Source organism: Spirosoma montaniterrae (assembly GCF_001988955.1).
Taxonomy (GTDB): Bacteria; Bacteroidota; Bacteroidia; order Cytophagales; family Spirosomataceae; genus Spirosoma; species Spirosoma montaniterrae.
The window spans coordinates 691,422-703,151 of record NZ_CP014263.1; the positions used below are offsets into that span (position 1 = coordinate 691,422).

The window sequence follows — 11,730 nt, forward strand, 5'->3', positions numbered from 1 at the left end:
GTTGTCAACAAAGTAAGTGTTCTGGTGTTTACAAGCTTGATAATAAATTCTTTGCACTTAATAAATCAACGTTTTCTTATGAACACGCGTACTCAACACGTACTGGCTGGCCTGATGCTGGTCGTTACCTTCGCATCGTGCAGCCGTCCGGTTGCCTACTTCCAGAAAAGTCAGCGCGAAACGTTTACCGCTGCTCCGGTAGCAACTGCAGAAATACCCGTGCCTGTAGTTGCCGAACCCGTTGCCCCAACACCTGTTGGGCAAGCGACACCGGTGAATGTAGCACAGGCAAATGCTGCCCTCGATCAGATGGACGCCTTAGTGCGCAACGATGCTAAACTGGCTACGAACAGAACGGTTCAGAAACGGCTGAACCGCGTTCGGACGATGTTGGCGTCGGCCAGTGAAAAAACAACGCTGCTGGCACCGGCTGCTGGTAACGCACGCCAAAAAGTCAGTCTGATGGAACGGCTGATGGTGAAGAAAATGAACAGGAAGCTGAATCAGCAGGTAGCTCCTGACAACACCAAAAAGGCAATGGCAAATACCGGTCTGTTATCGGCTGGGGCCGTAGCCGTAATTATTGGTCTGCTGGTGCTGCTGCTGGGTGGCTCGGGTACGCTGGGCGTAATTCTTTTACTGGCTGGGGCTATCGTATTAGTACTCGGACTACTCGCTTCGTAGCCAAGAAGCAACACACTTTAAACATATGCCCCACGATAACTTTTGGGTTTCATTGTGGGGCATATGCTAATCGCTTACTCAGATTTATCTCCTTTTTTTAGCCATATCGCAACAAACAAACTGGCTGGCAGTTGTTGTGAAAGTTAACTCAATGTTTCATTTCTAACAAAGTGCTCTATGAACACATTCACCAAACACGTTGCTACAGCTCTATTGGGCGTGGCTTTTCTTTCATCGTGCAGCCGTCCGGTCGCCTATTTTCAACGGGGTCCGGTCGAAAATTACCACACCCCCAAAACAGAAACAGTAGCTGTTGTAACACCCGCTGAGGCACCTCAGCCCGTTGTGGTCGAAGCACCAACCGTTGACGTAACACCGGCACCCGCCGTGGTAGCAGCCACACCAGCGTCGCAGGTTGAGCAGGCGCAAACGGCTTTGAAAAAACTCGATGCCTACGTTCGCAACGATAGCAAACTGGCCTCGAACAAAAAACTGGCGCAACGTATGGAGCGCGTCAACACAGCCCTGGCCGCTACCAGTGCAAAAGCGGCTGTGACGACCCCAACGGCAGCCCCGCAGAAAATGACCTTCGCCCAAAAGCTGATGGTGAAGAAGATGAACAAAGACATCAAAGACAAGATGATGGGCAAAAAAGCAATGGCGAAGAGTGTGCTCGTCATTGGAGCTGTTGTGGCCATTATCGGTCTGATTTTAATCCTGCTGGGCGTTGGCGGTCTGGGTGTTATTGCCCTTATTGTGGGTCTGGTTCTGATGCTGCTCGACCTGCTCGATGTTGTGTAAATCATTGATAAACCATGCCTGAACAACCCACGTTGGTTTTGATTCACGGCCACGGCGTAGACGCTTCCATCTGGGATGGCGTCTGCGCCGTTTCGCTGTTCGACGGGCCTACTCTGCGACCCGATTTTTCTAAACGTACCGACCTTGCCAACATCGATGCTTATGCACATGACCTGCATCGGCAGCTACAAACTGCCAATGCCCGAAAGGTTGTGTTGGTGGGACATTCGATGGGCGGCTACATCGCGCTGGCGTTTGCTGAGCAGTATCCCGAAATGGTAAGCGGGCTTGTACTTTTTCATTCGACGGCCTACGCCGACGATGATGCCAAAAAAGAGCAGCGTAAACAAACCATACAGGCGTTGCAAACAGAAGGTGCAGCCCCATTTATCGAAAAGACCATTCCGAAAATGGTGGCACCGGGTTTTTCGCCCGAAATTGTTCAGCAGTTGGTCGATACGTACCGCACGTTGCCCGCCAATGCGCTGGCAGCGGGTATGCAGGCCATTGCCAACCGCCCCGACCGCACTCATCTGCTACGCGATGCCCGCTTTCCGGTATTGGTGATTCTGGGCAAACAGGACCAACTGATTGCTTACGACAAAACCCGGACGCTGGCTAACTTTTCCACCAAAGTGAACGTAGCCACAATGGAAACAGCCGGACACCTCGGCATGATCGAACAGATCGACGAAGCCGCCCGATTGCTGTCGGGATTCGTTCAATAATCGCTGTTTTCGCTCGATAATCCGTAAACTTGCAGTGCTGAATACAACGGATTATCATGGCTGAACTGTTTAACGTTTACCCGCTCTACGACATCGAACCCGTTCGGGCCGAGGGCAGCTATCTCTGGGATGCCAACGGCACCCGCTATTTAGATTTGTACGGCGGTCATGCCGTGATTTCGGTGGGCCATACGCATCCATATTATGTGCAGGCACTGACCGATCAACTGCATAAAATTTCGTTCTATTCCAACTCGGTTAAAATTCCTCAGCAGCAGGAACTGGCCGATAAATTAGGCGAACTGTCGGGCCATCCCGACTATGCACTTTTTCTGTGCAATTCAGGAGCCGAAGCCAATGAAAACGCGCTCAAATTAGCTTCGTTCCACAACGGGCGAACGCAGGTTGTGGCGTTCTCGAAGTCGTTTCATGGCCGAACTGCCGGTGCCGTTGCGGCTACTGACAATCCGGCTATCGTAGCCCCCGTCAACTACAATCAGCACGTTCGGTTTTTGCCTTATAACGATGTTGAAGCCGCCGAAGCGGGCATTACAACCGACACCTGCGCCGTAATTGTAGAGGGTATTCAGGGGGTAGGCGGCATTCACGTGGCTACCGACGAATTTCTGCGAACGCTGCGGCAACGCTGCAACGAAACCGGAGCCGTGTTGATTCTTGATAGCGTACAGTGTGGGTATGGTCGGTCGGGGCGTTTTTTTTCGCACCAGTTCAGCGGCATTGAGGCTGATATTATCTCGATGGCAAAGGGTATGGGGAACGGCTTTCCTATTGGCGGCATTCTGATTTCTCCCCAGTTCAAGTCCAGCTACGGTCTGCTCGGCACTACCTTTGGCGGCAACCACCTCGCCTGCACAGCCGCCATTGCCGTACTGGATATTATGCGCAACGAAGACCTCCTCGACAATGCCACCCGCATGGGCAACTACCTCATAGATGGTATCCGGCAGATTGGCGGCTACAAAGAACTCCGGGGGCGGGGGCTGATGATTGGAATTGAGTACGATTTTCCTGTAGATGAACTACGGAAACGGCTGCTGTTCGAGCATAAGCAGTTTACGGGTGTGGCAGGAAAAAATACAATCCGGTTGCTGCCCTCGCTGGCAATCGGCGTAGCGGAGTGCGATCTGTTTCTGGAAGCGTTGCAGGTGTGTTTAAACGCAGAGAAAGCAGAGTATTGACGCAGAGTTCGCAGAGAAAATGGCGGAAAATGAAATAACAGAGTGCTTCATTGGCTGTGCCATGCAAGTGCATCGAAAGTTAGGTCCGGGCCTGCTTGAGTCAGTATATGAAGAGTGTGTAGCTTATGAACTCTCTAAGACGGGCCTGTTCGTTGAGAGACAGAAAGCATTGCCAGTCGTGTATGAGACTATAAAACTGGATTCGGGCTATCGGGTTGACCTTCTACTCAACCGTAAGGTAATCATTGAGTTAAAAGCAGTTGAAGCCCTCAACGAAGTCCATTTAGCCCAACTTATGACATATCTTCGCCTGGCAGATTGTCGACTTGGTTTACTTGTCAATTTTAACGTAATCTTGCTTAAACAAGGTATCAGACGCGTTGTCAATAACTTTTGACTTTGCGCCCTCCGCGCAACCTCTGTTACCTCTGCGTTTAAAAAAAATGACTAATTTCCTCTCCCTATCCGACGTTACCGACCTCGATGCCCTGATCCAGTCCGGTCGAGATGCCAAAGCCAACCCGTTCGCGGATCAGCACATCGGCAAAAACAAAACTATCGGCCTGATTTTCTTTAACTCCAGCCTGCGCACACGCCTGAGTACACAGAAAGCCGCCCAAAACCTCGGCCTGAACGTCATGATTATGAACGTCGGGCAAGATTCGTGGGGGCTGGAGATGGAAGAAGGTGTATTGATGAACGGCGACAAAGCCGAGCACGTCCGCGAAGCTGCCGCCGTGATTGGCCGCTACTGCGACATTATTGGTATTCGCGCCTTCGCCGAACTCAAAGACCGCAACGCCGACTACCGCGAGCAGGTGATGCACCAATTCGCCAAATATGCTGATGTGCCGATTGTGAACCTTGAATCGGCTACGCGACACCCGCTGCAATCACTGGCCGACTGCATCACGATTGACGAAGCAAAACGTGTGGCTCGCCCTAAAGTGGTGCTGACGTGGTTGCCGCATTTTAAGCCGCTGCCGCAGGCTGTAGCTAACTCATTCTGCGAGTGGATGAACGCCCGCGCCCAGGCTGGTGCCGTTGAGTTTGTAATGACACATCCCGAAGGCTACGAACTGGCACCCGAGTTTGCAGGCAACGCCCGCGTTATCTACGACCGCGCCGAAGCCTTTGCCGGGGCTGATTTTATATACGGCAAAAACTGGTCGTCGTACACGCAGTACGGACAGGTGCTCACCCAAGACCCGTCGTGGGCCGTTACGATGAACGATATGGCACTGACCAACAATGGTAAGTTTATGCATTGCCTGCCCGTTCGGCGCAATCTAAAAGTTTCCGACGCCGTGCTGGATGGCCCGCAGTCGCTCGTGATCGAGCAGGCCGCCAACCGCGAATGGTCAGCGCAGGCCGTGTTGAAAGAAATTCTAAAAAGAGCTTAAACGCGGAGTAGCAGAGTGAAGCGCAGAGGGCGCCGAGACCTATTTGCGCCCGCTGCGTATACCTCGTTAACGCTGCGTTTTAACAAAAATGACACCACTCACAGTCATCAAAATTGGCGGGAACGTCATCGACAACCCCGCAGCCCTTTCTCAGTTCCTTACCGCATTTGCCAAACTGCCCGGCGCGAAAATTCTGGTGCATGGGGGCGGTAAAATTGCTACACAGGTAGCCGAAAAATTAGGCGTTCAAACAACTATGATCGAAGGTCGCCGTATTACCGACCAGCCTATGCTCGACGTGGTGACGATGGTTTACGGCGGGTTGGTTAACAAGCAGATTGTGGCGAAGCTGCAAACGCTTGAGGTAAACGCCATTGGCCTTACCGGAGCTGATGCGGGTACAGTACTGGCGCAGAAACGTCCCGTTACAGCGATTGATTACGGCTTCGTAGGCGATATAATTGACGTGGATTCGGGCCGGATTCAGGCGATGCTGATGCAGGGCCTGACACCCGTGTATGCCCCGCTCACCTACGACCAAACCGGCAGTCTGCTCAATACCAACGCCGATACAATGGCTTCGACAATCGCCGTCGACATGACCCAACGCAATGCCGTTACACTGGTATATTGTTTTGAGAAGAAAGGCGTTCTGACCGATCCTGATGATAACGACAGCGTAATCGCCGAATTAACGCCTAAGCTCTACGCCGAATACAAAGCTGCCGGAACAATCAACAAAGGCATGATCCCGAAGTTAGACAACGCCTTTGCCGCTCTGCAAAATGGCGTCGCCAAAGTCATTATTTGCCATGCCGATGAGGTGGGCGCGGCTGTAAGCCAGCAGGGAGCGGGTACGGTTTTAAGCCAGTAAATCGGCTGGAAAGCCGTCTGGTGCAGGCGTTTGCTCGTGTCGGGCGGCTTTCCAGCCGATTTACTTTTCTGCCAGCAGATGTACAACACGCCGAACACCTACAAATCGGTGTTGGTAGTAATTGGCGTGGAGGTAATCGTAGCGCACGCCCCCGTTCCAGGCCGAATGAATAAACTTGATTCGATCACCAATAACTTCAGTGATCAGGCCAACATGGCCGATGCGACTACCGCCCGCGCTATGGCCTTTAAACAGAATTAAATCGCCTGGCTGGGCGTCGTCTTTGGAAATGGGCTGCCCAACGTTACCTTGAGCTGCGCTGGAGTGGGGCAGAGAAATACCGAAATGGCTGAAACAAAAACGCGTGAATCCCGAACAATCGAATCCACGCGTGCTTGTACCGCCCGAACGGTAACGGATGGCAAGATGCTTGCGGGCAAAATCGATTACATTGCCTACGAGCGGAATCTGCTCATAAAACTGCTTACTGGGTACAGTTACGGCGGGTATAGGTGTTACAGCGGGTTCAGAATTAATTACGGCAGATACAGACTGAGCGTTGGCAATGCCGAACGAGACAGCATAAAATACTGTCAGGAGCATTTTTTTCGTCATAAAATTAGGTCAAGTACTGCTTTAGGTGTTCTAAATTAGGCAATCGATTTTTTACTGCCAACTTTTTGAGGAAAAATTTCCACAAAAAAAAGCCTGACATCTCATGCCAGACTTTTTAAATTGCTGATACTAAATGGATTGATTTTATTTTCCGGTAGAAATTAAAACCAGCCTGCACCCGGAATGCGGAACGGCCACGGAATAGATGCCAGAATGAGTAGTAAGCCCAAGCCATAGAAAATGCCGACTAATCGTTGTTTGGTTGTTGCATCTGTAGCCCGCTTCGAGCGAGAGTAGCCAACCGTGACCAACGCAATAGCGAGCAGCATACCAACAGTATGTTCTACGGTGTAGAAACGATACAGCTTATCGCTTAATAGACCGAAGTTTACTTTAGGGCTTAAAAAAAGCAAGACCAGACCAATCAGCAACTGCGTGTGAACGGCAATGAGCGTGAACAGGTACAGTTTGCGGTTGCCATCGGTATAACCGCTGCGGCCCTGCCATTTGCTTATAGCAACGGCAACAGCGGCCACCAGCAACACAAGCGCAATCCAGCGAAGCCCCGAATGGGCATGTACTAATCCAGAATACATGAGACGTAGGTTGATTGATTATTGATTTCGTTTAGCAAAGAAACAACCAAACGGCCAACTTATCCCGACTTTCTGCGGTTTGACCGGTATGATTCTTTATAACACCACCTATAGCGTAGCCACCGATATTGCCCCGACTGGCTTCGCTGGATGAGAACCTTCTACCTGCCCGCTGTCATGGCAACTGAATTGCCTACGGGCCACAAAATTCTGCGTTTGCTCACTGAGCTTGATAATGGGGGCGTTACCTACTCGGTTCAACTCAATTTCGCGACTATGGAAGACTACTTTACGTACCTCAACCGCCACGCCGACGCTATGCAGCAGCGCATTCATCACCGATTTGCCAATCAATACGTCTCGTTCGATACCCTGTTGGAAGAATTATAAGCAGGCACGGGTGGCTGCACCATTACGTGGTTTTCGCGGCTGCTGCCCGTCGCTTATCAGTCATCGTTAACAGAAAAGCAGGAAGCAGGATCAGGTTTGAGGCCATGCCCATCAGCAGGGTAATCGACACCAAAATGCCGAGCGCGACGGTCCCCTGAAACGTGGAGGCCGTAAAAATAGCGAAGCCTGCAAATAGAATGATAGCCGTGTAGAACATGCTCAGACCCGTATAGCGGATGGTGGCCGAGATAGCCTGTTCGAGCGTTTTGCGGCCATTTTTGAGTTCATCGCGGTATTTGGTGATGAAGTAAATGGTGCCGTCGGATGAGATACCGAAGGCGATGCTGAAGATCAGGATGGTTGAGGGTTTGAGGTTGATGCTGAAAAAACCCATTAGCCCCGCCGTAACGATAAGCGGCACAATGCTCGGCAGAATTGCAACAAGGCTCAACCGAATGTCGCGGAGTAAAATTATCAGAATAATCGAAATCAGGCCAATTGCCAGTAAGGTGCTTTCGGCAAGGTTTTGCAACAGATAATCATTGCCCTTCGTAAATACCACGCTGTTGCCTGTAATATGCACCTCATACTGCTCACCAGCAGCCACACGTTGTTGGGTAACGCGGTCGATGTTAAAGATTGAATCAACTTTAGGTTGTAGTTCGGCCAGCAGTTGATTGGTACGAACTGTGCCAACGTCGGGCATCTGAAAGCTGACGCGGGTAAATTGCCGGGTGCTATCTAAATAGGCTTTAAATCGATTCTCGGAGCCTTTTAGCTGGGGCATGTAACTCCCTAATTTATTTAGTTCGAGTGCGCCGGGAAGGGCGTAATATTTAGGATCGCCCCCGCGATAGCCCTGGTAAAAAAACTTAATCGCTTCTACCAGCGACAGCGGACGCGTAAATTCACTGTATTTGCTGAATTCACGTTCGAGTAATCGAATTTTGGTCAGCGTCTGGGGTGTCAGCACCCGACCGGGCCGTTTGGCGTCGATACTCACTTCAAAGGGCATTACACCGTTGAAGCGGCTTTCGATAAACTTCAGATCGGTATAAATCGGATCGTTTTTGGGTAAGTCATCCACTACGTAACCAATGACATTGATACGCAGTGCGCCAATAACAGAAATGCCTGTTACGATGGCGATGAACGCATAAATGGCTGTCCGGCGTGTACGTACCAAACGCTCGACCCAGGTTAAAAAGCCGTTGATTTTCCGGCGGTCCAAATGCCCGCGCTGTCTGGATGATGGGGCAGGTAAGTAGCTGAAAATTATCGGGATCAGAATCAGCGAAACAATGTAGGTAGTCATAACACCGCAAGCCGCTACCAACCCGAATTGCAGCAGCAACGGGCTGCCGGTGAAGTAGAACACGAAAAAGCCAATGCTTGTCGTAACGTTGGCGAAGAAGGTAGTTTCGCCCACTTTTTCGGTTGCCAGCCTTAGGGCTTCTACTTTTTCGCGCCCCCGGTTGAGTTCTTCGTGGTAGCGGTTGAGCAGGAAAATAGCGTTCGGAATGCCAATAACAATAATCAACGGCGGAATAAGCCCGGTCAGAATGGTGATCTCGTAACCAAATAAAACGATGTAGCCTGTTACCCAGACCACACCGATGCCCACCACTACAGCCGCCACCAGCATAACGAGCAGCGACCGGAAAAAATAGAGCAGAATTAGTGATGTGACCACGAATGCCAGTAACATAAATTTGGTTAATTCGCTGCTTACCTTCGCGGTGAACTCGGTGCGGATATAGGGCATTCCCGACAGATGAACGGAAAGGTTGTGCTTCGTACCGAACGAATCGGCTACGGCTTCTATATTACGCACGATAGCAATGCGATTTTTAGTGTTCAGTTGCTTCTGATCGAAGGTAATAGCCATCAGATGTGCCCGACCGGCACTGTCTTGCACAAGGCCCCGGTAAAACGGCAGGCGACTAATTTTTTCACGGAGACTATCGACCTCAGCCTGTGTGGCGGGCGGGCGCGGCACCAGCGGCACAATGCGGAACCGGCCCGCCGAATCGTCGCGAACAATATCATAAAGGTTGGCATTCGCCACTACGTCTTTAATACCCCCTATAGCTTTAATGCGCTGATTTAGCCGATACCAGTCATTAAAAAACGGCAGCCGATACATACTATCGGTTTCGATGCCGATAACCATCACATTGCCGTCTTGCCCGAACTTACTCTTAAACACTTCGTAGCGTTGATATTCGGGGTCAGAAACGGGCAGGATTTTGGCTAATTCGTAGGAGAGTTTAACGCGGCTGGTCTGATACCCCATGAAGGCTGTGCCAAGCAACACAACGGCAACAAGGGGTAATCGATTCGCCAGAATAAAACGGGAAATCAGGTGCCAGAACATGATAAGTGGGCGAGGTGCTACGCTGTTGTGGGTGTATTCGAAACGAACAGGGTGGCACAGCAGACATTGAGCAAATTTGCCCGCAAGTTACAAAAGAATTGGCTGGCACTGATGTGAGTAATGCCGGTGAGCAGTGAATAAGAAAATTATGACTTCACGCATAAATCCATAATCCTGTAAATTCTATGTTAGTAATATAGCTTACTATTGCCTCTTCAGCGTATAATGCTTCCTGCTACTTCATGCCGGAAAGATTCTGTTGAGTTCTTTTTCAAGCAAATGTCAGCCGTAGTAAAAGTTATTAAAAAAGTTTTGGGTATTGATCCCCAGCAGGGTGTTGAACCCCTTACCCAGATAGAATACATTGGTTCGGCCTATCACGGGTACTATGTTCCGCAGCATTTCCTGACGGGCGAGTCGGTTTGCTACTGTATTGGCGCTGGCGAAGACATATCGTTCGACACAGAACTCAAGGTTCGCTATGATGCACGGGTCTACATTTTCGATCCGATGCCCGAAGGTATTCTTCACTTTCAGCAGTTACGTGCATTGGCACATACAGACCAACGGCTAACCATCCATGAAAAGAATCCGTTTACATATAGAATAACACCCGATCAACTGGCCGACATTCAGTTTGTTGAAATAGGCGTTTGGGACCACAAAGGTGTTCTTAAGTTTTACGAGCCACCCCGCGAAGGCTACCCATCGCACTCCGTGTATTTGTTTAAGGAATCAGGTAAATATATTGAAGCCCCGGTTGACCGGCTGTCGAACCTGATGAATCAATTGGGGCATACAGCGATTGACCTGGTCAAAATTGAAATAGAAGGAGCCGAATACACGGTGATCGACACTATTCTGGAAGATAAACTCGATGTAAAACTAATTCTGGTAGAGTTCGACGAAGTGCACAATGCCAAGGATAAACGATTCCATTACCGTATCCGAAAAACCTGTAACAAGCTCAAAAAAGCGGGCTATGTGCTGATTCACTCTACTGAATCGATGAAGCGTTCGTTTTTGCGCCGGGACGTATTCGATGCCCTGAAAGCACAAGAATCGGAGACATAAACCGCTTTCCGGTAAACATCATGTCAGTACACAAACAAAAAGCACTTAACATTGCTGCTAAGTGCTTCATTTTGAGTGCGGTCTGGACGGGACTCGAACCCGCGACCCCCTGCGTGACAGGCAGGTATTCTAACCAACTGAACTACCAGACCAACTTTACGATTTGTTAACGTTGCCGTCTTCCTTAATCGTGGCACAAAAGTAGAGGATTCTGGCTGACTACGCAAGCCATGCCTCGAAAAAACTTTTTCCATTATCTGCCGAATGAGAAGAGATTGCTTGGAAATCAGGTGCTTTGTGACGAAAAAATTTTTTATACTGACGAATAGTTCATCATTTATTAACCACAATAGAATTAGGAATTGTCATTTCAGTGTTGTATCTTTCAAGAATAACAACCTTCCTCTGACATGCTTACATCGGAATCATATGTCGAATTAGTAAACCGGGGTTATAGTCAGACCCGGCAGGAAGGGAGCCGGGCTTACCCTGTTGCCTGCTATGAGATATTTATGCTTAGCCGGGCACAACAACGAGCCAAACAGCGGGAAGTCATGTTGTTTCGGCAACTGACCGAGATTTTTGACTGGACCATGCCCCGTCGGCAGCGCAATGGCTACGTAAAAAAACTGGAAGCCGGGTTTACGTTCATATTAACCGATCTGTCGAAAACTATTCTGTGGACCAGCCAGAGTTTTCTGTCCATGACCGGCTACGCGCACGGCGAAGCCATTGGCCGCTCTCCCAGCATGTTACAAGGGCCTGATACCGACCCAAACGAAGTGGCGCGTATACGTGCCTCGCTCGACCGGGCCAATCCGGTGAAAGTGAGTTTGTTAAACTATCGTAAAAATGGTGAAGCTTACGCATGCCGCATTGCTATTGACCCGCTCTACAACAGCCAGGGTGAGTTGACGCACTTTCTGGCCGTTGAAAGCGAAATTAGTTATTAGCAAACAGCCGTTTTTACACAGGAAAATGTTGACCGT

The 11,730-nt window shown here is 50.0% G+C and carries 13 protein-coding genes and 1 tRNA gene; 10 read left to right on the forward strand and 4 right to left on the reverse strand.

The window, feature by feature from the left end:
- The first annotated feature begins 78 nt into the window (after positions 1-78).
- The 7 genes from AWR27_RS02945 to argB all read left to right on the forward strand — a co-directional run bounded on the left by AWR27_RS02945 (position 79) and on the right by argB (position 5,689).
- Complete coding sequence (locus tag AWR27_RS02945; RefSeq protein WP_077129821.1) at positions 79-684, forward strand: hypothetical protein; 606 nt, start codon at positions 79-81, stop codon at positions 682-684.
- A gap of 177 nt (positions 685-861) precedes the next feature.
- Positions 862-1,485 (forward strand): hypothetical protein, encoded by a 624-nt coding sequence (locus tag AWR27_RS02950; RefSeq protein WP_077129822.1) that lies wholly within the window; start codon positions 862-864, stop codon positions 1,483-1,485.
- Positions 1,486-1,499: 14 nt separating this feature from the next.
- Positions 1,500-2,213 carry an alpha/beta fold hydrolase gene (locus AWR27_RS02955; RefSeq protein WP_077129823.1) on the forward strand — a complete coding sequence of 238 codons (714 nt, stop codon included), beginning with the start codon at positions 1,500-1,502 and terminating at the stop codon, positions 2,211-2,213.
- 56 nt (positions 2,214-2,269) lie between these two features.
- Positions 2,270-3,412 (forward strand): aspartate aminotransferase family protein, encoded by a 1,143-nt coding sequence (locus tag AWR27_RS02960; RefSeq protein WP_077129824.1) that lies wholly within the window; start codon positions 2,270-2,272, stop codon positions 3,410-3,412.
- Positions 3,413-3,431: 19 nt separating this feature from the next.
- A complete protein-coding gene (locus AWR27_RS02965) occupies positions 3,432-3,809 on the forward strand; it encodes a GxxExxY protein (protein WP_077129825.1) in 378 nt (125 codons plus the stop codon).
- A gap of 46 nt (positions 3,810-3,855) precedes the next feature.
- Complete coding sequence (locus AWR27_RS02970) at positions 3,856-4,815, forward strand: N-acetylornithine carbamoyltransferase (protein WP_077129826.1); 960 nt, start codon at positions 3,856-3,858, stop codon at positions 4,813-4,815.
- 88 nt (positions 4,816-4,903) lie between these two features.
- Entirely contained in the window at positions 4,904-5,689 is a 786-nt protein-coding gene (gene argB, locus AWR27_RS02975) for an acetylglutamate kinase (RefSeq protein ID WP_077129827.1), read from the forward strand.
- A 60-nt stretch (positions 5,690-5,749) separates the two neighbouring features.
- Here the strand turns inward: argB and AWR27_RS02980 are convergent, their stop codons facing one another.
- Both AWR27_RS02980 and AWR27_RS02985 read right to left on the reverse strand, forming a co-directional pair.
- Complete coding sequence (locus tag AWR27_RS02980) at positions 5,750-6,304, reverse strand: C40 family peptidase (RefSeq protein ID WP_077129828.1); 555 nt, start codon at positions 6,302-6,304, stop codon at positions 5,750-5,752.
- 161 nt (positions 6,305-6,465) lie between these two features.
- Positions 6,466-6,900: a cytochrome B gene (locus AWR27_RS02985; RefSeq protein ID WP_077129829.1), complete on the reverse strand. Its 435-nt coding sequence runs from the start codon at positions 6,898-6,900 to the stop codon at positions 6,466-6,468.
- A 150-nt stretch (positions 6,901-7,050) separates the two neighbouring features.
- Between AWR27_RS02985 and AWR27_RS02990 the strand changes: the two genes are divergently transcribed.
- Complete coding sequence (locus tag AWR27_RS02990; RefSeq protein WP_335695407.1) at positions 7,051-7,290, forward strand: DUF4286 family protein; 240 nt, start codon at positions 7,051-7,053, stop codon at positions 7,288-7,290.
- Positions 7,291-7,312: 22 nt separating this feature from the next.
- On the opposite strand, the gene AWR27_RS02995 is transcribed toward AWR27_RS02990, so the two are convergent.
- Positions 7,313-9,667, reverse strand: coding sequence for an efflux RND transporter permease subunit (locus tag AWR27_RS02995; protein WP_077129830.1), 2,355 nt, complete (start codon positions 9,665-9,667; stop codon positions 7,313-7,315).
- Positions 9,668-9,979: 312 nt separating this feature from the next.
- Between AWR27_RS02995 and AWR27_RS03000 the strand changes: the two genes are divergently transcribed.
- Positions 9,980-10,741, forward strand: a complete 762-nt coding sequence (locus AWR27_RS03000; RefSeq protein WP_198045094.1) for an FkbM family methyltransferase — start codon at positions 9,980-9,982, stop codon at positions 10,739-10,741.
- 78 nt (positions 10,742-10,819) lie between these two features.
- Here AWR27_RS03000 and AWR27_RS03005 read toward each other — a convergent pair.
- A tRNA-Asp gene (locus tag AWR27_RS03005) sits at positions 10,820-10,893 on the reverse strand.
- A 258-nt stretch (positions 10,894-11,151) separates the two neighbouring features.
- Here AWR27_RS03005 and AWR27_RS03010 point away from each other — a divergent pair.
- Positions 11,152-11,694 carry a PAS domain-containing protein gene (locus AWR27_RS03010; RefSeq protein WP_077129832.1) on the forward strand — a complete coding sequence of 181 codons (543 nt, stop codon included), beginning with the start codon at positions 11,152-11,154 and terminating at the stop codon, positions 11,692-11,694.
- The last annotated feature ends 36 nt before the right edge of the window (positions 11,695-11,730 follow it).

What these genes read in the sequence shown, in the direction of transcription:
- AWR27_RS02980 (WP_077129828.1), bottom strand. Translation starts at nt 6,304, where the DNA reads ATGACGAAAAAAATGCTCCTGACAGTATTTTATGCTGTCTCGTTCGGC.
- AWR27_RS02945 (WP_077129821.1), top strand. Translation starts at nt 79, where the DNA reads ATGAACACGCGTACTCAACACGTACTGGCTGGCCTGATGCTGGTCGTT.
- AWR27_RS02985 (WP_077129829.1), bottom strand. Translation starts at nt 6,900, where the DNA reads ATGTATTCTGGATTAGTACATGCCCATTCGGGGCTTCGCTGGATTGCG.
- AWR27_RS02990 (WP_335695407.1), top strand. Translation starts at nt 7,051, where the DNA reads ATGAGAACCTTCTACCTGCCCGCTGTCATGGCAACTGAATTGCCTACG.
- argB (WP_077129827.1), top strand. Translation starts at nt 4,904, where the DNA reads ATGACACCACTCACAGTCATCAAAATTGGCGGGAACGTCATCGACAAC.
- AWR27_RS02965 (WP_077129825.1), top strand. Translation starts at nt 3,432, where the DNA reads ATGGCGGAAAATGAAATAACAGAGTGCTTCATTGGCTGTGCCATGCAA.
- AWR27_RS02950 (WP_077129822.1), top strand. Translation starts at nt 862, where the DNA reads ATGAACACATTCACCAAACACGTTGCTACAGCTCTATTGGGCGTGGCT.
- AWR27_RS02960 (WP_077129824.1), top strand. Translation starts at nt 2,270, where the DNA reads ATGGCTGAACTGTTTAACGTTTACCCGCTCTACGACATCGAACCCGTT.
- AWR27_RS02955 (WP_077129823.1), top strand. Translation starts at nt 1,500, where the DNA reads ATGCCTGAACAACCCACGTTGGTTTTGATTCACGGCCACGGCGTAGAC.
- AWR27_RS02970 (WP_077129826.1), top strand. Translation starts at nt 3,856, where the DNA reads ATGACTAATTTCCTCTCCCTATCCGACGTTACCGACCTCGATGCCCTG.
- AWR27_RS02995 (WP_077129830.1), bottom strand. Translation starts at nt 9,667, where the DNA reads ATGTTCTGGCACCTGATTTCCCGTTTTATTCTGGCGAATCGATTACCC.
- AWR27_RS03010 (WP_077129832.1), top strand. Translation starts at nt 11,152, where the DNA reads ATGCTTACATCGGAATCATATGTCGAATTAGTAAACCGGGGTTATAGT.